Source organism: Salmonella sp. SJTUF14076, from assembly GCF_015534835.1.
In the GTDB taxonomy this organism is placed as follows: Bacteria; Pseudomonadota; Gammaproteobacteria; order Enterobacterales; family Enterobacteriaceae; genus Salmonella; species Salmonella enterica.
Map to the genome: position 1 here is coordinate 502297 of NZ_CP064674.1, position 24709 is coordinate 527005.

A 24709-nucleotide genomic window follows, 5' to 3' on the forward strand; every position below is an offset into this window, starting at 1 on the left:
ATGGCAGGTGAATTTTATTTGTACAGTTCGGCAGTGGCGTGCCAGTTGCTGCCGCTACGCGCTTCGGTAATGTGGTAGGCCGTAGCGCCTTGTTCATCCGCTTTTTTGCTCAGCATGGCGTTCATATCCATAGGCGATGAGCCGATAGCGCTGACTGAAACCGATCCGATTGCTTCACGGTTTTGCGCTTGCTCTGCGCTGATAGGTTCTGCGGCGAAAGCGCCAAAAGAGAGAACGGACAGAATACTTAATGTTGCAACAGTGGTTTTGATTTTCATGATTTTTACCTCGTCGAATTCCTTTACTGGGGTCTTTGTTTCGTGACCCTCATCACAAAATTAAGTATACACTAATCACGCTATTAATTAATACCACGCTAATTGTTTCTGCTTTTTAAAAACATTAAAAATTTTATTTTTTATAACGTTATGGAATTAAAATTGCTGTTTTTCGCCGCTGTTATTTAAAAAATAAAAGAAAATCAATAGGTTAAAAAATTTGACATTTTGTGCGTTTTTTTGATTTGTCATTCATGTGGTGAATGTTTAAGGGCATGATTTGCCAAATGATAGCCGTACAGGAAAGCGGCGAGGGGGAGAGGACAAAAAGATGCCTCCGCCGTACGACGACGGAGGAAGTGGGACTAAAGCTCTTGTTCAAAAAGTTCCAGAATGGCTTCGTACAGATCTCTTACGGAAAAGCCGCTGGTAGGCGTAGTGAAGATAGTATCGTCGCCGGCAATCGTGCCGAGAATACCTTCTGCTTTCCCCAGTGAATCCAGCAGGCGCGCGATGAGTTGTGCCGCGCCGGGGCTGGTATGAATCACCACGACAGCGTCGTTATAGTCGATATCCAGCACCAGATTTTTCAACGGACTGGATGTTGTTGGGACGCCCAGTTCAGCCGGAAGACAGTACACCATTTCCATTTTTGCGTTACGTGTACGCACTGCGCCGAACTTAGTCAACATGCGCGAGACCTTGGACTGATTGATATTTTCAAAGCCCTGATCCTGCAACGCGAGGACGATTTCGCCCTGTGAGCTGAATTTTTCTTCTTTGAGGAGCGCTTTAAACGCTCTTACTAGTTCTTCTTGTTTAGCCGAGCTTCGCATAAGTCACCCGTAATATGGCGGTAGAAACAACATTATTGTGCATACAGATGAATTTTTATGCAAACAGTCTGCCTTGTTTAAGGCTGAAATAATGTTATGAAAGAGCGGAATTTTATCAAATTTCGTTATCAAGAAACATGCCTGTGTCACGCCTCGCAAATAAGATTAAAAGTAAATTAATTGTTATCAAAATGATGTTGTTTTGAGAGGATAGTAGGGTATATTGTCACCACCTGTAGGAACGTTGCTCTCTGGTTGCAGTCGATCCGGATTACGCAAATTAAATGCATAAAAGCCAAAATTGCGCGACTCCGCATTCTTGATGAGTGAGGATTGTAATCATTGAATTTGTGAATTAAGGTCGCCGCCGCGGAGCAATAGACACTTAGCTAATCATATAATAAGGAGTTTAGGATGAAAGTCGCAGTCCTCGGCGCTGCTGGTGGTATCGGTCAGGCGCTGGCATTACTTTTAAAAAACCAACTGCCTTCAGGTTCAGAACTCTCCCTGTACGACATCGCTCCAGTGACTCCCGGTGTGGCCGTTGATTTGAGCCACATCCCCACCGCTGTAAAAATCAAAGGTTTCTCCGGTGAAGACGCAACCCCGGCGCTTGAAGGCGCTGACGTAGTACTGATTTCTGCGGGTGTGGCGCGTAAGCCGGGTATGGACCGTTCCGACCTGTTTAATGTTAACGCCGGCATCGTGAAAAACCTGGTGCAGCAGATCGCTAAAACCTGTCCAAAAGCGTGCGTGGGCATTATCACCAACCCGGTGAACACCACCGTTGCGATTGCGGCGGAAGTGCTGAAAAAAGCAGGCGTATACGATAAAAACAAACTGTTTGGCGTCACCACGCTGGATATCATCCGCTCTAATACCTTTGTCGCAGAGCTGAAAGGTAAGCTGCCAACGGAAGTTGAAGTCCCGGTGATTGGCGGGCACTCCGGCGTGACGATTCTGCCGCTGCTGTCGCAGATTCCAGGCGTAAGTTTTACCGAACAAGAAGCGGCCGAGCTGACTAAACGTATTCAGAACGCCGGTACTGAAGTCGTCGAGGCGAAAGCCGGCGGCGGATCGGCAACCCTCTCTATGGGTCAGGCTGCCGCACGTTTCGGTCTTTCTCTGGTTCGCGCTCTGCAGGGCGAAAAAGGCGTGGTGGAATGCGCCTATGTGGAAGGCGACGGTCAGTATGCCCGTTTCTTCTCTCAGCCGCTGCTGCTGGGTAAAAACGGTGTAGAAGAGCGTAAATCCATCGGCACACTGAGCGCTTTCGAGCAACATTCGCTGGACGCTATGCTGGATACGCTGAAAAAAGATATTCAGTTGGGTGAAGATTTTATTAATAAATAAGCTGTTCCTGCCCGATGCCGGGGCTTTTGCTCCGGCTTCTTTGACTGTAAACAAGCCACGAAATCAAGCACTAAATCTGCTAAACTCCTCACGTCTTATCGGTTATTAACGAGAACGTCGTGAAAAAGATCCAAAGAACGCAAACCCGCGATCACATTACGCAAATGCTTCGCTATGAAATTCTTTCCGGCAATATAAAAGCGGGAGAAGAACTCGCGCAGGAAAGTATTGCGGAGCAGCTCGGTCTTTCACGAATGCCGGTTCGAGAAGCGCTACAGTCACTCGAACAGGAAGGTTTTTTAATCCGACTGCCCAACAGGCACATGCAGGTCGCGCATCTTGAGGCCGATCGCGTGAGTCATATTTTTCGCGTGATTGCCGCGATGGCCGCCGAAATGTTTTCGCTGATACCCAGCGAAGCAGGCGATGCCCTCCTGATACGTGCGCAAGCGCTGGCTGTCGCAGAAGACAAATCCTGCGAACTGGAGTGTCATGCGATGCTGATTTCTTATGTGAATAACCGCTATCTGGAAAAGGTGTATCAGCAGTTCCTGGACGGTTATGTCTCTTATGTTATTTTGCATCTGAAAAAAGATAATCAGGAGTCGGCGCAGCTTTTCGCTGAACTGGCTGACGTCATACGCCAGGGGCGGCGTGATGAGATTGGGCAAGTTATGCAGCGTTATTTCCTCTCTTTAGCAGAAATAATGCGTCAACATATGAAGGATTGGGAAAGTGCAGAAGCCTAAGTTAGGGAAGATTAAGCTTCTTTCAGCGAAAGAACAGGTCGCGGCGGTGCTGCGTAAAGCGATTCTTTCGAGGGAGTTAGTGGAAGGGCAGGAGATTACGTTAGAAGGCATTGCCGGAATGGTCGGCGTGTCCAGTATGCCAGTGCGCGAGGCGTTTCAGATTCTGGCGGCGGATGGGCTGATAAAAGTGCGCCCTAATAAAGGGGCGGTGGTGTTGGGCATCAATGAACAAACGATCCGCGAACACTATGAAATTCGCGCGCTGTTAGAAAGTGAGGCGGTGGCTAAAGCTTCTCGTCCTGGCACCGATATCTCGCGGATAGCCCAGGTGCATTATGCCGCTGAAAAGGCTCTCGCGGAAAATAACTCGGCGGAATACTCCGACCTGAATCAGGCATTTCATATGGAAATATGGAATGTTGCTGGCAACGAAAAAATGAAAATGTTGCTCTGTAATATGTGGAACGGCCTGTCGATGGGCCATAAGGTCACCGAAGAAGAGTATGCCGTGATTTCCATTCAGGAACATAAAAGTATTCTGCAAGCTCTTGAACTTCATGACGAAACATTGGCTCGCCAGCGCATGCGCGATCACATTATTCGCTCGATGGAGAATATGCTGACCCGCTATGTTGGTGACCCTTCTGCCTGATCTTTTCGCCTGCGTGAGCATCGCAGGCGCTTCAACCAATTCTTCAATTCTATTAATCACGTCCAGTAACGATCCAACTACGATCTTGATGTAGATCCCACTCCTGCATCTTTCCTGAGAAACGATTTGACTTAGTTTTTGTATGGGAATAATTTCTCCCTGTCAACATTGGATACAATATCATATATCATTGATTGGATAATTATAAATATGGAACCCATTACCCTTACCTTATGTTTATTGGTGTTCGCTATCGTCATGTTTGTATGGGAAAAAGTGCCACTTGCCGTCACTTCCATGATTGTCTGCGTGGCCTTAGTGATCACCGGCGTTCTGAATATCAAACAGGCCTTTGCTGGCTTTATCGACACTAACGTTATCCTCTTTGTCGCGATGTTCATCGTGGGGGGCGCGTTGTTCGAGACCGGTATGGCAAACAAAGTGGGCGGCGTCATCACGCGCTTCGCGAAAACAGAAAAACAGCTGATCTTCACCATTATGGTGGTGGTGGGTTTGATGTCTGGCGTCCTCTCTAACACCGGTACCGCTGCGGTTTTGATTCCGGTGGTGATCGGCGTGGCGGCAAAATCGGGCTTCTCGCGTTCTCGTCTACTGATGCCGCTGGTTTTCGCCGCTGCGTTGGGCGGTAACCTGTCGTTAATTGGCGCGCCGGGAAATCTTATCGCGCAGTCTGCGCTACAGAATATTGGCGGCGGCTTTGGCTTTTTTGAATACGCAAAAATCGGTCTCCCGATGCTCATCTGCGGCATTCTCTACTTCCTGACTATTGGCTATCGCTTCCTGCCGAATAATGCGACCGGCGGTGAGGTGGGGAGCGTCGGGGAGCAACGTGACTACAGCCATGTTCCACAGTGGAAACAACGGCTCTCACTCGTGGTGTTGATCGCAACGATCCTCGGCATGATCTTTGAGAAGAAGATCGGTGTCAGCCTGGCCGTGACCGGTTGTATTGGCGCTCTTGTGCTGGTCGTAAGCGGCGTACTCACGGAAAAACAGGCCTATAAAGCCATTGATTCACAGACTATTTTTATCTTTGGCGGCACCCTGGCGCTGGCAAAAGCGCTGGAAATGACCGGGGCAGGCAAGCTGGTTGCGGACTATGTAATCGGCATGCTGGGGCAAAACTCCTCACCGTTCATGTTGCTGATCGCCGTTTTCGCCTTATCCGTTGTGATGACCAACTTTATGTCCAATACCGCAACGACAGCGCTATTGGTGCCGGTGAGTTTGTCCATTGCCGCAGGCATGGGGGCCGACCCGCGTGCGGTTCTGATGGCGACGGTCATTGGCGGTTCCTGCGCCTACGCAACCCCTATCGGTATGCCTGCCAACATGATGGTGCTCTCCGCGGGTGGCTATAAATTTGTCGACTACGCTAAGGCCGGTATCCCCCTGATTATCGTTTCAACCATTGTCAGCTTGATCCTGCTGCCAATCCTTTTCCCTTTTCATCCGTAATTAACGGAAGCTGTTCTGACTAAGGAGCATTTATGAGTAAAAGTGAACAGATATCCCATATGACCGACGTTATGGCCAAGTTTGTGGGATATACCGGCAAAGTTTTGCCTGATGATGTCACTGCAAAACTGGAAGATTTGCATAAGAAAGAGACCAGTAAACTGGCCGACGTCATCTTTACTACCATGATTGAGAACCAGCGGCTGGCGAAAGAGCTGGATCGACCTTCCTGCCAGGACACCGGTGTCATTCAGTTTCTGGTGGAGTGCGGGACGAACTTTCCGCTGATTGGCGAGCTGGAAGCGTTGTTGCGTGAGGCGGTGATCAAAGCAACTGTAGATTCTCCGCTGCGCCACAACAGCGTAGAAACTTTTGATGAATACAACACCGGTAAAAACGTGGGTAAAGGTACGCCGACGGTCTTCTGGGAGATCGTTCCCAATTCCGATCAGTGCAGCATTTATACCTATATGGCGGGCGGCGGTTGTTCTCTGCCGGGGAAAGCGATGGTGCTGATGCCGGGTGCTGGCTATGAAGGCGTGACCCGCTTTGTACTGGATGTGATGACCAGCTACGGCCTCAACGCGTGTCCGCCGCTGCTGGTTGGCGTGGGCGTAGCGACCTCTGTTGAAACGGCGGCACTGCTATCGAAAAAAGCGCTGATGCGTCCGATCGGTTCGCATAACGAGAATGAGCGTGCAGCCTCGCTGGAAAAAATGCTGGAAGACGGCATTAACAAAATTGGCCTGGGGCCGCAGGGGATGTCCGGTAATACCTCCGTTATGGGCGTGAACATTGAAAACACCGCGCGTCATCCTTCTACCATCGGCGTGGCGGTAAACGTCGGCTGCTGGTCGCACCGTAAAGGGCATATCGTTTTCGATAAAGATTTGAATTACACCATTACGTCTCACAGCGGAGTGAATTTCTGATGACTAAAAAAATCCTGACTACGCCAATTAAAGATGAAGATTTAGCGGATATTAAGGCTGGCGATATTATTTATCTCAACGGTCATATTGTTACCTGCCGTGACGTAGCCCATCGCCGTTTAATTGAAGGTGGTCGCGAACTTCCGGTAGATGTTCGCGGCGGCGCTATTTTACACGCTGGCCCAATTGTCCGCCCAATTAAAGGCGAAGACGATAAGTTTGAAATGGTCTCCGTTGGACCAACCACCAGCATGCGTATGGAGAAATTCGAAAAAGAGTTTATTGCGCAGACTGGCGTGAAATTAATTGTGGGTAAAGGCGGTATGGGTAAAGGTACCGAAGAGGGCTGTGCTGAACACAAAGCGCTGCACTGCGTATTCCCTGCCGGTTGTGCGGTTGTAGCCGCCGTGTGCGTGGAAGAAATTGAAGATGCCCAATGGCGCGATCTGGGGATGCCGGAAACGCTGTGGGTCTGTCGGGTTAAAGAGTTTGGCCCGCTGATTGTTTCTATTGATACCCATGGGAATAATCTGTTTGAACAGAACAAAATTATTTTTAATCAGCGTAAAGAGCTCGTCGCTGATGAAATATGCCAGAACGTAAGTTTCATCAAATAAACCTGATTACGTAAATTGCACGATAATGGTGGTAATACGTTATGACGATAATAATAACCAAGGGCTCTGGCCGGGGCGGCTCAGGGAAATCCACCCTTATTATTTCATCGTCATAAATAGCCCCATTATCGTGCCTCCTGCCTGAAGGCTATTTTATGACTAATGCAGCTCTGCTATTAGGTGAAGGCTTCACTCTGATGCTCCTCGGCATGGGATTCGTGCTGGCGTTTCTGTTCCTGCTGATCTTTGCCATTCGCGGTATGTCTGCCGTGATTACTCGCTTCTTCCCGGAACCCGTCGCCGCGCCAGCACCGCGCGCCGCGCCCGCGGACGACTTCACCCGCTTAAAGCCGGTGATTGCCGCCGCCATTCACCATCACCGCCACCACGTTTAATTTCCCGGAGGGATCCATGACCATTGCCATTACCGACGTCGTCCTGCGTGACGCCCACCAGTCCCTGTTCGCCACCCGCCTGCGCCTTGACGATATGCTGCCGATTGCCGCTCAGCTCGACGACGTGGGCTACGGCTCGCTGGAGTGCTGGGGCGGCGCCACCTTTGACGCCTGCATCCGTTTCCTCGGCGAGGACCCGTGGCTGCGCCTGCGCGAACTCAAAAAAGCCATGCCCAAAACCCCGCTGCAGATGCTGCTGCGCGGCCAGAACCTGCTCGGCTACCGCCACTACGCCGACGACGTGGTGGAGCGCTTCGTCGAACGCGCGGTGAAAAACGGCATGGACGTGTTCCGCGTCTTCGACGCCATGAACGACCCGCGCAATATGAAGGCCGCCCTGCAGGCGGTGCGCAGCCACGGCGCCCACGCCCAGGGCACACTCTCGTACACCACCAGCCCGGCCCACACGCTGCAGACCTGGCTGGATTTAACGGAGCAACTGCTGGAAACAGGCGTCGATTCCATTGCGATTAAGGATATGTCCGGCATTCTCACGCCGATGGCGGCGTATGAGCTGGTCAGCGAAATCAAAAAACGTTTTGAGGTGCGCCTGCATCTGCACTGTCACGCCACCACCGGGATGGCGGAGATGGCGCTGCTGAAGGCCATTGAAGCGGGCGTCGACGGCGTGGACACGGCGATTTCCTCCATGAGCGCCACCTACGGCCACCCGGCCACCGAAGCGCTGGTGGCGACGTTGGCAGGTACTGAGCACGACACCGGGCTGGATATCCTGAAGCTGGAAAATATCGCCGCGTACTTCCGCGAGGTGCGCAAAAAGTACCACGCCTTTGAAGGCCAGCTGAAAGGCTACGACAGCCGCATCCTTGTGGCGCAGGTGCCGGGCGGAATGCTCACTAACCTCGAAAGCCAGCTGAAGCAGCAGAACGCGGCGGACAAACTCGACCAGGTGCTGGCGGAAATCCCCCGCGTGCGCGAGGACCTCGGCTTTATCCCGCTGGTGACCCCGACCTCGCAGATTGTCGGCACCCAGGCGGTGCTCAACGTCCTGACCGGCGAACGCTACAAAACCATCGCCAAAGAAACCGCCGGCATTCTGAAAGGCGAATACGGCCACACCCCGGTGCCGGTTAACGCCGCGCTACAGGCCCGCGTGCTGGAAGGGAGCGCTCCGGTAACCTGCCGTCCGGCGGATTTACTCAAACCGGAACTGGCTGAACTGGAAGCGGACGTCAGGCGCCAGGCGCAGGAGAAGGGCATTCAGCTTGCGGGAAACGCCATCGACGACGTGCTCACCGTGGCGCTGTTCCCGCAAATCGGCCTCAAATTCCTTGAGAACCGCCATAACCCGGCGGCGTTTGAGCCGGTACCGCAGGCGGAAGCCGCGCAGCCGGTGGCAAAAGCAGAGAAGCCTGCAGCTTCCGGTATCTACACCGTGGAAGTGGAAGGCAAAGCCTTTGTGGTGAAGGTCAGCGACGGTGGCGATATCAGCCAGCTCACTGCTGCCACCCCGTCTTCCGCACCGGTTCAGGCAGCCGCCCCGGCGGGCGCCGGCACCCCGGTCACCGCCCCGCTGGCGGGGAATATCTGGAAGGTGATTGCCGCTGAAGGCCAGACGGTGGCCGAAGGTGATGTGCTGCTGATTCTGGAAGCCATGAAAATGGAAACCGAAATCCGCGCCGCGCAGGCCGGGACGGTACGCGGTATCGCGGTGAAGTCCGGCGATGCGGTCTCCGTCGGCGACACCCTGATGACGCTGGCGTAAGGACGAGGAGCGGAAATGGAAAGTCTGAACGCCCTGCTTCAGGGCATGGGGCTGATGCACCTTGGCGCAGGCCAGGCCATCATGCTGCTGGTGAGCCTGCTGCTGCTGTGGCTGGCGATAGCGAAGAAGTTCGAGCCGCTGCTGCTGCTGCCGATTGGCTTCGGCGGGCTGCTCTCCAACATCCCGGAAGCGGGTATGGCGCTGACCGCGCTGGAAAGCCTGCTGGCGCATCACGACGCCGGGCAGCTGGCGGTGATTGCCGCGAAGCTGAACTGCGCGCCGGACGTGCACGCCATTAAAGAGGCATTAGCGCTGGCGCTGCCGTCGGTGCAGAGCCAGATGGAGAACCTGGCGGTGGACATGGGCTACACGCCGGGGGTGCTGGCGCTGTTCTATAAAGTGGCGATTGGCTCCGGTGTCGCGCCGCTGGTCATCTTTATGGGCGTGGGCGCGATGACCGACTTCGGCCCGCTGCTGGCGAATCCGCGCACCCTGCTGCTCGGCGCGGCGGCGCAGTTCGGCATCTTCGCCACCGTGCTGGGGGCGCTGACGCTGAACTACTTCGGCCTGATTGCCTTCACCCTGCCGCAGGCGGCGGCCATCGGCATTATCGGCGGCGCGGACGGCCCGACGGCGATTTATCTGTCGGGCAAGCTGGCGCCGGAGCTGCTGGGGGCCATTGCGGTGGCGGCGTACTCGTATATGGCGCTGGTGCCGTTAATCCAGCCGCCGATTATGCGCGCGCTGACCAGCGAGAAAGAGCGGAAAATCCGCATGGTGCAGCTGCGCACGGTGAGTAAGCGGGAAAAAATCCTCTTCCCGGTGGTGTTGCTCATGCTGGTGGCGCTGCTGCTGCCGGACGCCGCGCCGCTGCTGGGGATGTTCTGCTTTGGCAACCTGATGCGTGAAAGCGGCGTGGTGGAGCGTCTGAGCGACACGGTGCAGAACGGGCTGATTAATATCGTGACCATCTTCCTCGGGCTGTCGGTGGGCGCCAAGCTGGTCGCGGATAAGTTCCTGCAGCCGCAGACGCTGGGCATTCTGCTGCTGGGGGTGATTGCGTTCGGGATTGGGACGGCGGCCGGGGTGCTGATGGCGAAGCTGCTGAACCTGTGCAGTAAGAACAAAATCAACCCGCTTATCGGTTCGGCGGGGGTGTCGGCAGTGCCGATGGCGGCACGCGTATCGAACAAAGTGGGGCTGGAATCAGACCCGCAGAACTTCCTGCTGATGCACGCGATGGGCCCGAACGTGGCGGGGGTTATCGGTTCGGCCATTGCGGCGGGCGTGATGCTGAAGTACGTGCTGGCAATGTAATCCAATCTAATCGGGAGCAGTGATTCTGCTCCCGCAAAATGAGGACACAGTAATGAGTGAAATGGTTGCGTTTCGGCAAGGTACATCCATGCCATCCAGAGAAACCATCTTGCGTTATGTTGTTGAGACGGTGAATCAGATAACTGAGCTTGAGCCAGCGCTGCATTTGCTGCCGTGGTCTGGCGTCAACTCAGCAATATATGAGCAACGTTTTGCACAGTGTTACGACGAGGGGCTTTGTGCCGCACAGACGTCGGCACCGAATGTTCCGCAGGGGATTCTGCCATCGACCGATTGGGCTCAGGGTATCGGGTTACTCTGTTTTGCCGCAGGGTATATGAGCGCAGGCGAGCGGCCATTAACACACAATCAGTTATGCGATTTCGTCAAACAGGCGGCTGTTGGTTTATCGCCGATTGAGGAGGAGGCGGCGAGCGGTTTCTCGACGGTACGTAGTATTGCATTACCCGTATTCAGGCGATTACAACGCGATGGTCACGCGTCTCGGATCCTGCTGTTACAAACGTTGCTGCATCTGGTTGCCTGGAAAAGCGCATCGCAGTATGCGCGTCAACAGGCGCAACGACTGCTCTGGATGGGCGGCATTTTGGGGGAAGGGGGGGAGCATAGCCTGCTTGCACTGGATAAGGCGCTGCGTGAAGAAGCCGTCGGGGAGAAAAGTCTCCCCGCTCTGCTGATCTTCACGAGTTTCCTGGCACATTTTCCGGCAGGGCCAGTCTTTATTGACTAGCCGTCGAACGACGCGGGCAAAAGCTGCGTCGTTTTAGTTCGACGCCGGGTATTCCTGCACCGTCACCTGGAACGTGAGCTGCTTATCATCCCGCATTACCACGACCGGAATGACGGAGCCCGGGCGAATTTCCGCCACCTGATCCATCGTCTCCAGCGCGGACACGGCGGGTTTATTATTGACCGAAATAATCAAATCATTAACCTGAATACCGGCAAGCGCGGCGGGGCCGTTTGGCGTGACTTCATTAACGACAATGCCCTGAATCGGGTCCATGCCGCTACCCTGCTGCGCGTGCAGCGGCGCGATTTCTCGTCCGCCAATACCGATATAGCCGCGAATCACGCGACCGTCGCGGATAAGCTTATCCATAATTTTCGTGGCTAGCTGGAAGGGAATCGCAAAACCAAGGCCTTCCGGCGTTTCGCCATCGTTACTCTTATCAAAAGAGAGGGTGTTGATCCCCATCAGTTCGCCTAACGAGTTGACCAGCGCGCCGCCGGAATTACCGTGGTTAATCGAGGCGTCGGTCTGGAGAAAATTCTGTCGCCCCGTCGGGTTCAGGCCGATACGACCCGTTGCGCTGATGATCCCCTGGGTAATGGTCTGTCCCAGATTATATGGGTTGCCGATAGCCAGTACGACGTCGCCAATATGCGGTGTACGCTTTGTATTAATCGGGATGGTAGGCAGCCCGCCAGTGGCGTTGATCTTCAGCACCGCCAGGTCGGTAAGCGAATCGGAGCCAACCAGTAGCGCTTCAAAGACGCGGCCATCCTGTAGCGCGACGATAATCTGATCGGCATCGTTAATCACGTGCTTGTTGGTAATAATATAACCGCGTTGATCCATGATCACGCCGGAACCCAGCGTGCGGATCTCCAGTTGATTATGCGCGGTACTGTTCATACTGCGGTTATAGACATTGACGACGGCAGGCGCGGCGCGGCGAACCGCAAAATTATAACTGGCTGGCGTCTCATCGGTACTGTCGAATTGCGGGACGGCGATAGGATTAATTTTGCGCAAAGAAGGCATGACGGCCAACAGAATAGCGCCGACAATTAAACCTATTGCGACCGAACGTAAGAGCTTCACAAACATGATGGAGGCGTCGTTAAAAAAGGGAACGGCAGCAGCATACCATGAGTTAACCGGACATCACATCGCAGGCTGATGCCCGGTTTAAGACAGGATTAGCGCAGCAATAGATAAATGTTCTCGTTGCCGCGTACTACCTGAAGAGCAATGATGGACGGTTTTGCCGCCATCACTTTGCGCATTTCGGCGATAGAACTGATGCGATCGCGATTAACGCCGATGATAACATCATCTTTTTGCAAACCGGCCTGCGCGGCAGGACTGCTTTTTTCGACGCTATCAACCTTAACGCCTTTCGTCCCGTCTTTCAGTTGGCCGTCGCTCAACGTCGCGCCTTGCAACGCCGGGGCGATCATTTCGGCGCTGGCGGAAGAAGAGGTATTGGAATCCAGCGTGACTTCCACCTCCAGCGGCTTACCATCGCGCAGCAGGCCCAGCTTCACTTTCGTGCCCGGTTCGGTGGTGGCGATACGTGAACGCAGTTCGGCAAAGCTATTCAGCTGCTTACCGTTAAGACTGATAATCACGTCTCCGGATTTCACCCCGGCCTTCGCCGAACCTGAATTGGGTAAAACCTCGCTGACAAAAGCGCCACGCTGAACGTTCAGTTTGAATGCCTTGGCGATATCAGCGGTCATTTCAGTGCCTTTAATTCCCAGCAATCCGCGTTTGATTTCGCCGAACTGAATCAACTGCTGCGCCAGCGTCTGCGCCATATTGGAAGGAATAGCAAAGCCAATGCCGATGCTCCCGCCCCCTGGCGCGAGGATCGCGGTATTAATCCCGATCAGCTCGCCGTTCAGGTTAAGCAGCGCGCCGCCGGAGTTGCCGCGGTTAATAGAGGCATCGGTTTGAATAAAGTTCTCAAGTCCTTCCAGATTAAGCCCGCTGCGTCCCAGCGCTGAAATAATCCCGGAGGTGGCGGTTTGTCCAAGACCAAACGGATTACCGACCGCCACGGCGAAATCGCCGACGCGGAGTTTGTCGGAATCGGCGATGGCAATTTGCGTTAACTTGCTGGGATTCTGAATTTGTAACAGAGCGATATCGCTCTGGTCGTCGCCGCCGATCAGCTTCGCGTCGAATTCGCGTCCGTCATTCAGTTGAATACTGATCTTCTGTGCCTGATTAATCACATGATTATTGGTTAATACATAGCCTTTCGCGGCATCGATAATCACCCCCGAACCGAGTCCTTCAAACGGCTGGGACGGCTGGTCTGGCAGATCCTCGCCAAAGAATTTTTTAAACTCCTCCGGCACTTTTTGGCTCTGGGCGGCGGTTCCCTCGACTTTTACGCTGACGACAGCAGGCAGCACTTTCTCCAGCATAGGGGCAAGGCTTGGCAGCGTCGCCTGGCCTGGCACCTGGCCTGGTATCGATGCAAGGGCTGGAAACGGCGCCGAAAGAGTTAACCCGACACTTAACGCTAATGCACTTAACAGCTGGGTGTGTTTTTTCATGGATGCTGCTCTCGTACCTTGAATGAACGGATAGACAATTCAAAACAGATTGATGTTATTGAATTTTCAGCCTGGTAACAATGATAATAGCTGGGACAGGAAAGATAGAGAGAGGGCGCAAGCGATGCGCCCGATAAATTTCTTAACGGCGTGCGATTAATCGCGCTTTGCGCCGCTACGTAACAGGCCAGACGCGCCTTCAGAATAATCACGTGGCATTTGTACCGGCGCCTGATCGTTGCTCGCCTCAGACTCCGCCAGACGGTTACGGAACGGATTCGACTCCGCAGACATTTCCGGCAGCAGGCTGCTGGAGCTTTTCGCCATATGCTGATATAGCTGGCGGTAATCATGCGCCATGGTATCCAGCAGTTCCGCGCTGCGGGCAAAGTGGCTAACCAGCTCTTCACGGTACTCTTCCAGCTCAGCTTTGTTTTTTTCCAGTTCGTACTGCAATGCCTGCTGTTGACGTAACTTACGATTACCAAAACGCATGGCCACGGCACCAATGATGATACCGACGACTAATCCAATTAGCGCATATTCCCAGGTCATGAACATCTCCCGTTGTCTTATGTTTCCGTAGGGTGTTGGCTCCAGGCTCCATGCCCGCGCCTGATTATGCCACTATAACCGCTAATTCCGTAGAAGTGGAATCCCGACAGCATATCGCGTAGTGTAGAACGGCCTTTTTTTCGTCAGCCGTGAACGATGGCACATCGATTTTCAAGGAATAACAATAACATTATGCAAAGCCTTTCCCCTACATCGCGTTATCTCCAGGCACTCAACGAAGGCACCCATCAGCCTGACGACGTACAGAAAGAGGCGGTCGACCGTCTGGAAACCCTTTATCAGGCGCTCACCGCGAAAAAATCGTCGGCTACGCCACCCGGCGGACTGATAGCGCGACTGGGGAAATTATTAGGCAAAAACGAACCGGACGCGCAAATACCGGTTCGCGGGCTGTATATGTGGGGGGGCGTGGGTCGCGGCAAAACCTGGCTCATGGATCTCTTCTATCACAGCCTGCCGGGCGAGCGAAAACTACGCCTGCATTTTCATCGGTTTATGCTGCGCGTGCATGAAGAACTTACCGCTCTACAGGGGCAGATCGATCCGTTAGACATTATTGCCGATCGGTTTAAAACCGAGACGGACGTACTGTGTTTCGATGAGTTTTTCGTCACCGATATTACCGACGCCATGCTGCTGGGCGGTTTAATGAAAGCGCTGTTTGCACGCGGCATTACGCTGGTCGCGACCTCCAATATTCCGCCGGATGAACTCTACCGCAACGGTTTGCAACGCGCCCGCTTCCTGCCGGCTATCGATGCCATTAAACAGCACTGCGACATTATGAATGTGGACGCCGGCGTCGATTACCGGCTGCGGACGCTGACGCAGGCCCATTTATGGCTAACGCCGCTTAATGATGAAACCCGGCGGCAAATGGATAAACTGTGGCTGGCGTTAGCGGGGGCCGCGCGCGAGCACGCTCCGACGCTGGAAATCAATCATCGCTCTTTATCCACCCTGGGCGTTGAAAACCAAACGCTAGCGGTCTCTTTCGCTACGCTGTGCGTCGAGGCCCGCAGCCAGCATGATTACATTGCGCTCTCAAGGTTATTTCACACGGTTCTGCTGTTTGACGTGCCGGTCATGACGCCGCTGATGGAGAACGAAGCGCGCCGCTTTATTGCGCTGGTGGATGAGTTTTACGAGCGCCACGTTAAGCTGGTGGTCAGCGCCGCCGCGCCGTTATATGAGATTTATCAGGGGGAGCGGCTCAAGTTTGAATTTCAGCGCTGTCTGTCGCGCCTGCAAGAGATGCAGAGTGCGGAGTACCTCAAGCGGGAGCATATGCCGTAAGCCGGACAAGCGCAGCGCCCCGGCATTGTGCGGTATCATATCTGTGCAACCTCCCCTACCGGAGGGGGAACCAGGCCTGAACAAAACCCGCGGCAAATCGCAAAAAGGGGTCGATCTTTGACCTGGACTTCTCTATAATCCTGCCACCCCACGTTACAAGAGAGTTTTTTCCCAAACTTTCTCTGTGCCGGCTAAACATATCCGAGGGGGTAGGTTTACCGGACTTTGTCGTGTGAACCTCAACTATTTAAAACGTTTGGGTGTTCACCAACGTGTAACTTATTTATTTGGGTAAGCTTTTAATGAAAACTTTTACAGCTAAACCAGAAACCGTAAAACGCGACTGGTATGTTGTTGACGCGACCGGTAAAACTCTGGGCCGTCTGGCTACTGAACTGGCTCGTCGCCTGCGCGGTAAGCACAAAGCGGAATACACTCCGCACGTAGATACTGGTGATTACATCATCGTTCTGAACGCTGACAAAGTTGCTGTAACCGGCAACAAGCGTACTGACAAAGTGTACTATCACCACACCGGCCACATCGGTGGTATCAAACAAGCGACCTTTGAAGAGATGATTGCCCGCCGTCCTGAGCGTGTGATTGAAATCGCGGTTAAAGGCATGCTGCCAAAAGGCCCGCTGGGTCGTGCTATGTTCCGTAAACTGAAAGTTTACGCGGGCAACGAGCACAACCACGCGGCACAGCAACCGCAAGTTCTTGACATCTAATCGGGATTATAGGCAATGGCTGAAAATCAATACTACGGCACTGGTCGCCGCAAAAGTTCCGCAGCTCGCGTTTTCATCAAACCGGGCAACGGTAAAATCGTTATCAACCAACGTTCTCTGGAACAGTACTTCGGTCGTGAAACTGCCCGCATGGTAGTTCGTCAGCCGCTGGAACTGGTCGACATGGTTGAGAAACTGGATCTGTACATCACTGTTAAAGGTGGTGGTATCTCTGGTCAGGCTGGTGCGATCCGTCACGGTATCACCCGCGCTCTGATGGAGTACGACGAGTCCCTGCGTGGCGAACTGCGTAAAGCTGGCTTCGTTACTCGTGACGCTCGTCAGGTTGAACGTAAGAAAGTCGGCCTGCGTAAAGCACGTCGTCGTCCGCAGTTCTCCAAACGTTAATGGGGTTCTGCTTCGGCAGACAACTGTTAGCGAAAAAACCCGCTTCGGCGGGTTTTTTTATGGCTAAAGTCCGAATCCAGTCTCTTTTCCTCCCTATCTTTAGCATTATTCTCATCTTATTCATTTTTCATGCACGCTCAGAGAAAAGGAAGTCACAGTGGGATTTTTTAACGCATTGTTTACTAAGAAAGAGTCGTTAATGCTGTCGAATAAATGGGAATTCTTTATAACAACGGTGGATGACCATGTTACGGGGATACGTGTGGATATCGGCGCCATCCAGGATGAAAAATTTGATCGCCTTATCCATACCGGGTTCTTACGTGTTCATTACACCAACTGTTATGAAAATGGTTTGCCGCAGCCCGATGAAACACAGCGTTTAAATCGTATAGAGGACTGGCTTGATGAAAAGGGGAAGACGTTTCCGATCTGGCTGGTGGGTGTGGTTACCCAACAAGGCTGGCGCGATTTTGTGTTCATGTCGGAAGAGGATCTTAACTGGGAAAAGACGCTGGATAAATTGCTCGCTGGTGGCCCGGAAATCTCTTTTAGTTATAGAGAGAGTCACAATGATAAAGGAAACTTTTACCGCCAGTTCTTGTATCCAACCCGATACGACTGGAACTGGATACACGATTCCCGCGTGTGCCGAGGATTACAGGAACAAGGTGATGATCTGACGCTTCCGCGCGCTATTGATTATTATGCGACATTGCCTACAGAAGTCGCCGCGCGCGACCTGGCGCAAGATATTGCTGCATTACCGTATGGCATAACGCTGGTCAGTATTCGAATGAATGACCCGCAACAGGGGTTTATGGCGTCTTTTATCAGCACCGATGCTCCGCAACAATGGCATATGACAGAAATCACTTGCCAGCTTACCGATCTGGCTGAAAAACATGGCGGCAGTTTTGATGGCTGGGGCGCACCGGTAGTACAGGCATAACAGGCGAAAGACAATATCTCAGGTGGGGCGAGCATTTCAGACCAGGAATATCTCTTTTTCCTCATTTCCAGAATCGACTCACCACAAAGGTCACAAAATCTGGTAAACTATCATCCAATTTTCTGCCCAAATAGCGGGGAATGTTCATTTTTTGTCTCGTTTCTGAGCAATGATGGCTTTTTTCGCCCTGGGTGACATAACATCTGGCTGGTCACATTGTGGCTGGTAGCAGTAAAAATTCTGAATATACCTGGAGGTTTTCATGGCTGTCGCTGCCAACAAACGTTCGGTAATGACGCTGTTTTCTGGTCCTACTGACATCTATAGCCATCAGGTCCGCATTGTGTTGGCTGAAAAGGGTGTTAGTTTTGAGATCGAACATGTGGAAAAGGACAATCCACCTCAGGATCTGATTGACCTCAACCCGAATCAAAGCGTTCCGACACTGGTGGATCGTGAGCTGACCCTGTGGGAATCTCGCATCATTATGGAATATCTGGATGAGCGTTTCCCTCATCCGCCGCTGATGCCGGTTTATCCGGTCGCGCGCGGTGAAAGCCGTCTGTACATGCACCGTATTGAAAAAGACTGGTATACGCTGATGAACGTCATCGTAAACGGGTCTGCTTCCGAGGCCGACTCTGCACGTAAACAACTGCGTGAAGAGCTGCTGGCGATTGCGCCAGTATTTGGTCAGAAACCGTATTTCCTGAGCGACGAATTCAGCCTGGTTGATTGCTACCTGGCGCCTCTCCTGTGGCGTTTACCGCAGTTGGGTATTGAATTCAGCGGCGCAGGGGCGAAAGAGCTGAAAGGCTATATGACCCGCGTCTTTGAACGTGATTCTTTCCTGGCTTCTTTAACCGAAGCTGAACGTGAAATGCGCCTCGGTCGGGGTTAACCTGTATGGATTTGTCACAGTTGACGCCGCGTCGTCCTTATCTGTTGCGTGCTTTCTACGAGTGGTTGCTGGATAACCAGTTGACCCCGCATCTGGTGGTGGATGTGATGCTGCCTGGCGTGCATGTCCCTATGGAATATGCGCGCGATGGGCAAATCGTCCTCAATATTGCGCCGCGAGCGGTAGGTAATCTGGAGCTGTCTAATGATGAAGTGCGTTTTAATGCGCGCTTCGGCGGCGTTCCCCGTCAGGTTTCTGTGCCTTTGGCTGCGGTGCTGGCGATTTACGCCCGTGAAAATGGCGCAGGCACCATGTTTGAGCCTGAAGCCGCCTATGATGAAGACGTTGTCAGCTTAAATGATGATGACAATACCGCAGGCGCGGAAAGCGAGACCGTGATGTCCGTCATTGATGGTGATAAGCCCGACCACGATGACGACAGTAGTCCTGATGACGAGCCGCCTCCGCCGCGTGGCGGACGTCCGGCGCTGCGTGTAGTAAAATAATCAACAGGCCCTGAAGGGCCTGTTTTGTTTGGTCTCCTCTCGGGTTCACCCTGCTTTTAAAGCTGTGTTACGATAAGCTTGCTATTATTTGCCACCGACCACTCATGAATGGACGTTATGAACGCATTTGATTCGCAAGCAGAAGATTCTCCGACATCCCTCGGGCGTAGTTTGCGCCGCCGCCCGCTGGCGCGTAAAAAACTGTCTGAAATGGTTGAGGAAGAGCTGGAGCAGATGATCCGCCGTCATGAGTTTGGCGAGGGAGAACAGCTACCGTCTGAACGTGAATTAATGGCCTTCTTCAATGTGGGACGTCCCTCCGTGCGTGAAGCGTTAGCTGCGCTGAAGCGTAAAGGTCTGGTGCAAATCAATAACGGCGAACGCGCCCGCGTCTCGCGCCCCTCCGCTGATACCATCATCAGCGAACTGTCGGGTATGGCGAAAGATTTTCTTACTCATCCTGGCGGCATCGCTCACTTTGAACAGCTACGGCTTTTCTTTGAATCCAGCCTGGTACGCTATGCGGCGGAACATGCTACCGACGAGCAGATCGCGTTGTTAACGAAAGCGCTGGAAATTAATAGCCAGTCGCTGGATGACAACGCGCTGTTTATTCGTTCGGATGTCGAGTTTCACCGGGTGTTGGCTGAAATTCCCGGCAATCCGATCTTTATGGCTATTCATGTTGCTCTGCTGGACTGGCTAATCGCCGCTCGCCCAAGCGTTCCCGATCGTGAGCTGCATGAACATAATAACGTGAGTTATCAACAGCATATTGTGATTGTTGATGCCATTCGCCAGCGAGATCCCGATAAAGCGGATCGCGCTCTGCAAACCCACCTCAATAGCGTTTCCGCTACCTGGCACGCGCTCGGTAAAAAAAGTCAAAAAATGCGGTAGCGATCGCGCCTCCGATCCCAGTTTAGTGAAGCAGATCGCACTATAAGCGTTCTGTATTATTTGCTGCTTATTTGATCTGGTATAACAGGTATAAAGGTAGGTAGTTAATATATTCATCATCCGTAGAGGTAGGTATGGCAAAAGCATTGCAAGGCGTAATGGCGGCGTTGTTGACCCCATTTGATCATCAGCAGCAACTGGATAGCGAAAGCCTGCGCCGTCTGGTGCGTTTTAACATCGGGCAGGGTATCGACGGGCTGTACGTTGGCGGTTCCACCGGGGAAGCATTCGTACAGAGCCTTGCTGAAAGAGAGCAGGTACTGGAGATTGTCGCCGAAGAGGCGAAGGGAAAAATCACGTTGATCGCCCATGTCGGGACAGTAAGCACCGCAGAAAGCCAGCAGCTTGCCAGCGCCGCAAAGCGTTACGGTTTTGATGCGGTCTCTGCGGTGACGCCTTTTTATTACCCTTTCAGTTTTGAAGAGCACTGTGACCATTATCGGGCAATCATTGATTCCGCAGATGGATTGCCGATGGTGGTATACAACATTCCGGCGTTAAGCGGCGTAAAACTTACCCTCGATCAGATCAATACGCTGGTGACATTACCGGGCGTGAGCGCGCTGAAGCAAACCTCCGGCGATCTCTTCCAGATGGAGCAGATCCGCCGCGCGCATCCGGATCTGGTGCTGTACAATGGTTATGACGAAATCTTCGCTTCCGGTCTGCTGGCGGGCGCGGACGGCGGTATCGGCAGCACATACAACATTATGGGCTGGCGTTATCAGGGGATTGTTCAGGCATTACGTGAGGGCGATGTGGCGAAAGCGCAGCGTCTGCAAACCGAGTGCAATAAGGTTATTGATTTACTGATTAAAACCGGCGTATTCCGCGGCCTGAAAACGGTCCTGCATTATATGGACGTGGTATCGGTGCCGCTGTGTCGTAAACCGTTCGCGCCTGTTGATGAAAAATACCTGCCGGCGCTCAAGGCGCTGGCGCAACAACTGATGGAAGAAAAGGCGTAACAGCATAATGCCGGGGGCGCTACGCTTGCCCGGCCTACAACAGTGCGAACAGTAGGCCGGATAAGGCGGAGCCGCCATTCGGCATAACGACAACAAAAATCGTCGGGAGAGTAAAATGAGTACTTCTACCCAGAACATCCCGTGGTATCGCCATCTCAACCGGGCGCAATGGCGGGCATTTTCCGCTGCCTGGCTGGGATATCTGCTTGATGGTTTTGATTTTGTGTTGATTGCTCTTGTACTGACTGAGGTACAAAGCGAATTTGGGCTGACGACGGTACAGGCGGCAAGCCTGATTTCTGCGGCTTTTATCTCTCGCTGGTTCGGCGGGTTATTACTGGGCGCGATGGGCGATCGCTATGGGCGTCGTCTGGCGATGGTCAGCAGCATCATCCTGTTTTCGGTGGGAACCCTGGCCTGCGGGTTTGCGCCCGGTTACACCACCATGTTCATCGCCCGACTGGTGATTGGTATGGGCATGGCGGGCGAATATGGTTCCAGCGCGACCTATGTGATTGAAAGCTGGCCAAAACATTTACGCAATAAAGCCAGCGGTTTTCTGATTTCCGGCTTCTCCGTCGGCGCGGTCGTTGCCGCGCAGGTGTACAGCCTGGTGGTGCCTGTCTGGGGCTGGCGCGCGCTGTTTTTCATTGGCATTTTGCCAATTATCTTCGCTCTCTGGCTGCGGAAAAACATTCCGGAAGCGGAAGACTGGAAAGAGAAACACGCGGGTAAAGCGCCGGTACGTACGATGGTCGACATTCTTTATCGGGGCGAACATCGCATCATCAACATTTTAATGACTTTCGCCGCCGCCGCTGCGCTGTGGTTCTGTTTTGCCGGTAACCTACAAAATGCTGCGATTGTGGCGGGGCTGGGACTACTGTGCGCGGTTATCTTTATCAGCTTTATGGTGCAGAGCAGCGGTAAACGCTGGCCCACTGGCGTCATGCTGATGCTGGTGGTACTGTTTGCTTTCCTCTATTCCTGGCCGATTCAGGCGCTATTACCCACTTATCTGAAAACCGAGCTGGCCTACGATCCGCATACGGTGGCGAATGTCCTGTTCTTTAGCGGATTTGGCGCGGCGGTTGGTTGCTGCGTAGGCGGTTTTCTTGGCGACTGGCTGGGAACGCGTAAAGCATATGTCTGTAGCCTGCTGGCCTCGCAAATCCTCATTATTCCGGTCTTTGCGATTGGCGGCACAAACGTCTGGGTTCTGGGTCTGCTACTGTTTTTCCAACAGATGTTGGGGCAGGGGATTGCCGGGATTCTGCCGAAACTGATCGGCGGTTACTTCGATACCGATCAGCGCGCGGCGGGGCTGGGCTTTACTTATAACGTCGGCGCGCTCGGCGGCGCGCTGGCACCGATCCTGGGAGCGCTGATCGCTCAACGTCTGGATCTGGGCACTGCGCTGGCATCGCTCTCTTTCAGCCTGACATTTGTCGTGATCCTGCTTATTGGGCTTGATATGCCGTCTCGCGTACAGCGTTGGCTACGTCCGGAAGCGTTACGTACCCACGATGCTATCGACGACAAACCGTTCAGCGGAGCCGTACCGCTTGGCAGTGGTAAAGGTGCCTTTGTAAAAACGAAAAGTTAATCCGCTTGCCCGGTTTTCAACCGGGCAATATCTGTAAGGGAGTAGTATGTCGTTACTTGAACAACTGGATAAAAATATTGCCGCTTCTGGCGGCCTGATTGTCTCCTGCCAGCCCGTTCCGGGCAGTCCGCTGGATAAGCCGGAGATTGTAGCGGCAATGGCGTTGGCAGCGGAACAGGCGGGCGCGGTTGCGGTGCGTATTGAAGGCATAGACAACCTGCGTATGACCCGCTCGCTCGTTTCGGTACCCATTATCGGCATTATCAAACGCGATCTGGACGACTCTCCAGTGCGCATTACCCCTTTTCTCGACGATGTAGATGCGCTGGCACAGGCCGGAGCAGCTATTATCGCCGTTGATGGAACCGCTCGGCAACGGCCGGTAGCCGTTGAGGCGTTGTTGGCGCGCATTCATCACCACCATCTACTGGCGATGGCCGACTGCTCATCCGTGGACGATGGTCTCGCCTGTCAACGGTTGGGCGCGGACATTATCGGCACGACAATGTCCGGCTACACCACCCCCGATACGCCGGAGGAACCCGATCTGCCCTTAGTCAAAGCGTTGCATGACGCCGGATGCCGGGTAATAGCCGAAGGGCGCTATAACTCGCCAGCACTGGCAGCGGAGGCGATCCGCTATGGCGCATGGGCGGTGACGGTGGGGTCCGCCATTACCCGTCTGGAACATATCTGTGGATGGTATAACGACGCATTAAAAAAGGCGGCGTCATGACTACGTTAGCAATTGATATTGGCGGGACTAAACTTGCCGCCGCGCTCATCGACAAAAACTTGCGCATTAGCCAGCGTCGCGAGCTACCGACCCCCGCGAGCAAAACGCCGGATGCGTTACGTGAAGCATTAAAGGCGCTGGTTGAACCACTACGGGCAGAGGCGCGTCAGGTAGCGATAGCTTCTACCGGGATCATTCAGGAAGGGATGCTGCTGGCGCTAAACCCCCATAATCTGGGCGGCTTGCTACACTTTCCTTTAGTACAAACACTGGAAACGATCGCAGGCCTGCCGACGCTGGCGGTGAACGACGCGCAGGCGGCGGCCTGGGCGGAGTATCACGCGCTCCCTGATGATATCCGCGATATGGTATTTATCACCGTTTCAACCGGCGTTGGTGGCGGCGTTGTCTGCGACGGCAAACTCCTTACCGGAAAAGGAGGTCTGGCCGGGCATCTGGGACACACCCTGGCGGACCCACACGGGCCCGTATGCGGCTGTGGACGCGTTGGCTGCGTAGAGGCTATCGCCTCCGGACGAGGGATGGCCGCGGCGGCGCGGGACGATCTGGCGGGATGCGACGCCAAAACCCTATTTATTCGCGCTGGCGAAGGTTATCAGCAGGCGCGACATCTGGTAAGCCAATCCGCGCAGGTAATAGCGCGAATGATCGCCGATGTGAAAGCGATTACCGACTGCCAGTGTGTGGTCATTGGCGGCAGCGTAGGGTTAGCTGAGGGATACCTGGAGCAGGTTCGCGCGTTTTTGATGCAAGAGCCTGCGCCTTATCACGTGGCGCTGAGCGCCGCTCGCTATCGGCATGACGCAGGATTATTAGGCGCTGCTTTGTTAGCTCAAGGAGACACATTATGATGATGGGGGAAGTACAGTCGTTGCCTTCTTGCGGGTTGCATCCGCGACTGCTGGATGCCTTGACTCTCGCGCTGGCGGCAAGGCCGCAGGAGAAAGCGCCGGGGCGCTATGAATTGCAGGGCGACAATGTCTTTATGAATGTAATGCAGTTAACGACGCAAATGCCGGCCGAGAAGAAAGCGGAATTGCATGAACAATACATTGATATTCAGCTACTACTAACCGGCGTCGAGCGTATTGCGTTTGGGATGTCCGGTGCCGCTCGCCAGTGCGAGGGGATGCACGTTGAAGAGGATTACCAGCTTTGTAGTCAAATTGCCGACGAGCAGACTATTACGCTGCAAGCGGGGATGTTTGCTGTGTTTATGCCAGGAGAACCGCATAAACCGGGATGTGCAGTGGGTGAGCCGGATGACATCAAGAAAGTGGTAGTGAAAGTACGCGCCAGTCTGCTGGCGGCCTGAATCTCTTGCCGGAGCAGTCTTCCG

27 protein-coding genes are annotated in these 24709 nt (G+C 53.6%); 22 read left to right on the plus strand and 5 right to left on the minus strand.

Annotated features, from left to right (window positions below; all coding sequences use genetic code 11):
* Positions 1–14: 14 nt before the first annotated feature.
* Both yhcN and argR read right to left on the minus strand, forming a co-directional pair.
* Entirely contained in the window at positions 15–278 is a 264-nt protein-coding gene (gene yhcN, locus HU143_RS02375) for a peroxide/acid stress response protein YhcN (RefSeq protein ID WP_000695693.1), read from the minus strand.
* A gap of 365 nt (positions 279–643) precedes the next feature.
* The gene (argR, locus tag HU143_RS02380; RefSeq protein ID WP_023227757.1) at positions 644–1114 is read right to left on the minus strand and encodes a transcriptional regulator ArgR; all 471 of its coding nucleotides are present in this window, start codon (positions 1112–1114) and stop codon (positions 644–646) included.
* Between the two features lie 414 nt (positions 1115–1528).
* Here argR and mdh point away from each other — a divergent pair, with 414 nt between their 5' ends.
* From mdh to HU143_RS02430, 10 genes are all read left to right on the plus strand, one after another.
* Positions 1529–2467 carry a malate dehydrogenase gene (gene mdh, locus HU143_RS02385; RefSeq protein ID WP_000861586.1) on the plus strand — a complete coding sequence of 313 codons (939 nt, stop codon included), beginning with the start codon at positions 1529–1531 and terminating at the stop codon, positions 2465–2467.
* 119 nt (positions 2468–2586) lie between these two features.
* Positions 2587–3216, plus strand: coding sequence for a GntR family transcriptional regulator (locus HU143_RS02390; protein ID WP_023227758.1), 630 nt, complete (start codon positions 2587–2589; stop codon positions 3214–3216).
* The gene (locus tag HU143_RS02395; protein WP_023227759.1) at positions 3203–3868 is read left to right on the plus strand and encodes a GntR family transcriptional regulator; all 666 of its coding nucleotides are present in this window, start codon (positions 3203–3205) and stop codon (positions 3866–3868) included. Before HU143_RS02390 ends, HU143_RS02395 begins: the two co-directional genes overlap by 14 nt.
* A 210-nt stretch (positions 3869–4078) precedes the next feature.
* Entirely contained in the window at positions 4079–5347 is a 1269-nt protein-coding gene (locus tag HU143_RS02400; protein ID WP_000433390.1) for an SLC13 family permease, read from the plus strand.
* A gap of 32 nt (positions 5348–5379) precedes the next feature.
* Positions 5380–6279: a L(+)-tartrate dehydratase subunit alpha gene (gene ttdA, locus HU143_RS02405; protein ID WP_000045349.1), complete on the plus strand. Its 900-nt coding sequence runs from the start codon at positions 5380–5382 to the stop codon at positions 6277–6279.
* The gene (gene ttdB, locus HU143_RS02410; protein ID WP_023218130.1) at positions 6279–6896 is read left to right on the plus strand and encodes a L(+)-tartrate dehydratase subunit beta; all 618 of its coding nucleotides are present in this window, start codon (positions 6279–6281) and stop codon (positions 6894–6896) included. Before ttdA ends, ttdB begins: the two co-directional genes overlap by 1 nt.
* A 155-nt stretch (positions 6897–7051) precedes the next feature.
* Positions 7052–7291 carry an oxaloacetate decarboxylase subunit gamma gene (locus tag HU143_RS02415; protein WP_023227760.1) on the plus strand — a complete coding sequence of 80 codons (240 nt, stop codon included), beginning with the start codon at positions 7052–7054 and terminating at the stop codon, positions 7289–7291.
* A gap of 16 nt (positions 7292–7307) precedes the next feature.
* Entirely contained in the window at positions 7308–9077 is a 1770-nt protein-coding gene (oadA, locus tag HU143_RS02420; RefSeq protein ID WP_064441643.1) for a sodium-extruding oxaloacetate decarboxylase subunit alpha, read from the plus strand.
* 15 nt (positions 9078–9092) lie between these two features.
* A complete protein-coding gene (locus tag HU143_RS02425) occupies positions 9093–10394 on the plus strand; it encodes an oxalacetate decarboxylase subunit beta (RefSeq protein WP_064441820.1) in 1302 nt (433 codons plus the stop codon).
* Between the two features lie 19 nt (positions 10395–10413).
* Entirely contained in the window at positions 10414–11145 is a 732-nt protein-coding gene (locus HU143_RS02430; RefSeq protein WP_023226595.1) for a triphosphoribosyl-dephospho-CoA synthase, read from the plus strand.
* A 33-nt stretch (positions 11146–11178) separates the two neighbouring features.
* Here the strand turns inward: HU143_RS02430 and degS are convergent, their stop codons facing one another.
* The 3 genes from degS to zapG all read right to left on the minus strand — a co-directional run bounded on the left by degS (position 11179) and on the right by zapG (position 14264).
* A complete protein-coding gene (degS, locus tag HU143_RS02435; RefSeq protein ID WP_000497705.1) occupies positions 11179–12249 on the minus strand; it encodes an outer membrane-stress sensor serine endopeptidase DegS in 1071 nt (356 codons plus the stop codon).
* Positions 12250–12341: 92 nt separating this feature from the next.
* Positions 12342–13709, minus strand: coding sequence for a serine endoprotease DegQ (degQ, locus tag HU143_RS02440; RefSeq protein WP_000716692.1), 1368 nt, complete (start codon positions 13707–13709; stop codon positions 12342–12344).
* Between the two features lie 156 nt (positions 13710–13865).
* Positions 13866–14264, minus strand: a complete 399-nt coding sequence (gene zapG, locus HU143_RS02445; protein WP_001519074.1) for a Z-ring associated protein ZapG — start codon at positions 14262–14264, stop codon at positions 13866–13868.
* A gap of 192 nt (positions 14265–14456) precedes the next feature.
* Here zapG and zapE point away from each other — a divergent pair, with 192 nt between their 5' ends.
* The 12 genes from zapE to nanQ all read left to right on the plus strand — a co-directional run bounded on the left by zapE (position 14457) and on the right by nanQ (position 24685).
* Entirely contained in the window at positions 14457–15581 is a 1125-nt protein-coding gene (gene zapE, locus HU143_RS02450; protein WP_001191222.1) for a cell division protein ZapE, read from the plus strand.
* Between the two features lie 302 nt (positions 15582–15883).
* On the plus strand, positions 15884–16312 hold the full coding sequence (gene rplM / locus HU143_RS02455) for a 50S ribosomal protein L13 (protein WP_000847559.1): 429 nt from the start codon (positions 15884–15886) through the stop codon (positions 16310–16312).
* Positions 16313–16327: 15 nt separating this feature from the next.
* Positions 16328–16720 carry a 30S ribosomal protein S9 gene (gene rpsI / locus HU143_RS02460; protein WP_000829815.1) on the plus strand — a complete coding sequence of 131 codons (393 nt, stop codon included), beginning with the start codon at positions 16328–16330 and terminating at the stop codon, positions 16718–16720.
* Positions 16721–16919: 199 nt separating this feature from the next.
* Positions 16920–17672, plus strand: a complete 753-nt coding sequence (locus HU143_RS02465; RefSeq protein WP_000950539.1) for a DUF695 domain-containing protein — start codon at positions 16920–16922, stop codon at positions 17670–17672.
* A 262-nt stretch (positions 17673–17934) separates the two neighbouring features.
* The gene (gene sspA / locus HU143_RS02470; protein WP_000257298.1) at positions 17935–18573 is read left to right on the plus strand and encodes a stringent starvation protein SspA; all 639 of its coding nucleotides are present in this window, start codon (positions 17935–17937) and stop codon (positions 18571–18573) included.
* A gap of 5 nt (positions 18574–18578) precedes the next feature.
* Positions 18579–19079 (plus strand): ClpXP protease specificity-enhancing factor, encoded by a 501-nt coding sequence (sspB, locus tag HU143_RS02475; RefSeq protein WP_000366112.1) that lies wholly within the window; start codon positions 18579–18581, stop codon positions 19077–19079.
* A gap of 108 nt (positions 19080–19187) precedes the next feature.
* Positions 19188–19979 (plus strand): transcriptional regulator NanR, encoded by a 792-nt coding sequence (gene nanR / locus HU143_RS02480; RefSeq protein WP_000382926.1) that lies wholly within the window; start codon positions 19188–19190, stop codon positions 19977–19979.
* Positions 19980–20113: 134 nt separating this feature from the next.
* Positions 20114–21007 (plus strand): N-acetylneuraminate lyase, encoded by an 894-nt coding sequence (gene nanA / locus HU143_RS02485; protein ID WP_001029667.1) that lies wholly within the window; start codon positions 20114–20116, stop codon positions 21005–21007.
* A 115-nt stretch (positions 21008–21122) separates the two neighbouring features.
* Positions 21123–22613: a sialic acid transporter NanT gene (nanT, locus tag HU143_RS02490; RefSeq protein ID WP_000108071.1), complete on the plus strand. Its 1491-nt coding sequence runs from the start codon at positions 21123–21125 to the stop codon at positions 22611–22613.
* Between the two features lie 46 nt (positions 22614–22659).
* Positions 22660–23349, plus strand: coding sequence for an N-acetylmannosamine-6-phosphate 2-epimerase (locus tag HU143_RS02495; protein WP_000054439.1), 690 nt, complete (start codon positions 22660–22662; stop codon positions 23347–23349).
* Positions 23346–24221: an N-acetylmannosamine kinase gene (gene nanK, locus HU143_RS02500; RefSeq protein ID WP_023226594.1), complete on the plus strand. Its 876-nt coding sequence runs from the start codon at positions 23346–23348 to the stop codon at positions 24219–24221. The genes HU143_RS02495 and nanK overlap by 4 nt, the downstream gene beginning before the upstream one ends.
* Positions 24218–24685: an N-acetylneuraminate anomerase gene (gene nanQ, locus HU143_RS02505; RefSeq protein WP_000979907.1), complete on the plus strand. Its 468-nt coding sequence runs from the start codon at positions 24218–24220 to the stop codon at positions 24683–24685. Before nanK ends, nanQ begins: the two co-directional genes overlap by 4 nt.
* Positions 24686–24709 lie beyond the last annotated feature (24 nt).

What these genes read in the sequence shown, in the direction of transcription:
- HU143_RS02495 (WP_000054439.1), top strand. Translation starts at nt 22,660, where the DNA reads ATGTCGTTACTTGAACAACTGGATAAAAATATTGCCGCTTCTGGCGGC.
- degQ (WP_000716692.1), bottom strand. Translation starts at nt 13,709, where the DNA reads ATGAAAAAACACACCCAGCTGTTAAGTGCATTAGCGTTAAGTGTCGGG.
- oadA (WP_064441643.1), top strand. Translation starts at nt 7,308, where the DNA reads ATGACCATTGCCATTACCGACGTCGTCCTGCGTGACGCCCACCAGTCC.
- HU143_RS02425 (WP_064441820.1), top strand. Translation starts at nt 9,093, where the DNA reads ATGGAAAGTCTGAACGCCCTGCTTCAGGGCATGGGGCTGATGCACCTT.
- nanA (WP_001029667.1), top strand. Translation starts at nt 20,114, where the DNA reads ATGGCAAAAGCATTGCAAGGCGTAATGGCGGCGTTGTTGACCCCATTT.
- nanK (WP_023226594.1), top strand. Translation starts at nt 23,346, where the DNA reads ATGACTACGTTAGCAATTGATATTGGCGGGACTAAACTTGCCGCCGCG.
- rplM (WP_000847559.1), top strand. Translation starts at nt 15,884, where the DNA reads ATGAAAACTTTTACAGCTAAACCAGAAACCGTAAAACGCGACTGGTAT.
- HU143_RS02465 (WP_000950539.1), top strand. Translation starts at nt 16,920, where the DNA reads ATGCTGTCGAATAAATGGGAATTCTTTATAACAACGGTGGATGACCAT.
- degS (WP_000497705.1), bottom strand. Translation starts at nt 12,249, where the DNA reads ATGTTTGTGAAGCTCTTACGTTCGGTCGCAATAGGTTTAATTGTCGGC.
- ttdA (WP_000045349.1), top strand. Translation starts at nt 5,380, where the DNA reads ATGAGTAAAAGTGAACAGATATCCCATATGACCGACGTTATGGCCAAG.
- nanT (WP_000108071.1), top strand. Translation starts at nt 21,123, where the DNA reads ATGAGTACTTCTACCCAGAACATCCCGTGGTATCGCCATCTCAACCGG.
- zapE (WP_001191222.1), top strand. Translation starts at nt 14,457, where the DNA reads ATGCAAAGCCTTTCCCCTACATCGCGTTATCTCCAGGCACTCAACGAA.
- yhcN (WP_000695693.1), bottom strand. Translation starts at nt 278, where the DNA reads ATGAAAATCAAAACCACTGTTGCAACATTAAGTATTCTGTCCGTTCTC.
- sspB (WP_000366112.1), top strand. Translation starts at nt 18,579, where the DNA reads ATGGATTTGTCACAGTTGACGCCGCGTCGTCCTTATCTGTTGCGTGCT.
- HU143_RS02400 (WP_000433390.1), top strand. Translation starts at nt 4,079, where the DNA reads ATGGAACCCATTACCCTTACCTTATGTTTATTGGTGTTCGCTATCGTC.
- ttdB (WP_023218130.1), top strand. Translation starts at nt 6,279, where the DNA reads ATGACTAAAAAAATCCTGACTACGCCAATTAAAGATGAAGATTTAGCG.
- HU143_RS02415 (WP_023227760.1), top strand. Translation starts at nt 7,052, where the DNA reads ATGACTAATGCAGCTCTGCTATTAGGTGAAGGCTTCACTCTGATGCTC.
- argR (WP_023227757.1), bottom strand. Translation starts at nt 1,114, where the DNA reads ATGCGAAGCTCGGCTAAACAAGAAGAACTAGTAAGAGCGTTTAAAGCG.
- nanR (WP_000382926.1), top strand. Translation starts at nt 19,188, where the DNA reads ATGGACGTTATGAACGCATTTGATTCGCAAGCAGAAGATTCTCCGACA.
- sspA (WP_000257298.1), top strand. Translation starts at nt 17,935, where the DNA reads ATGGCTGTCGCTGCCAACAAACGTTCGGTAATGACGCTGTTTTCTGGT.
- nanQ (WP_000979907.1), top strand. Translation starts at nt 24,218, where the DNA reads ATGATGATGGGGGAAGTACAGTCGTTGCCTTCTTGCGGGTTGCATCCG.
- mdh (WP_000861586.1), top strand. Translation starts at nt 1,529, where the DNA reads ATGAAAGTCGCAGTCCTCGGCGCTGCTGGTGGTATCGGTCAGGCGCTG.
- zapG (WP_001519074.1), bottom strand. Translation starts at nt 14,264, where the DNA reads ATGACCTGGGAATATGCGCTAATTGGATTAGTCGTCGGTATCATCATT.
- rpsI (WP_000829815.1), top strand. Translation starts at nt 16,328, where the DNA reads ATGGCTGAAAATCAATACTACGGCACTGGTCGCCGCAAAAGTTCCGCA.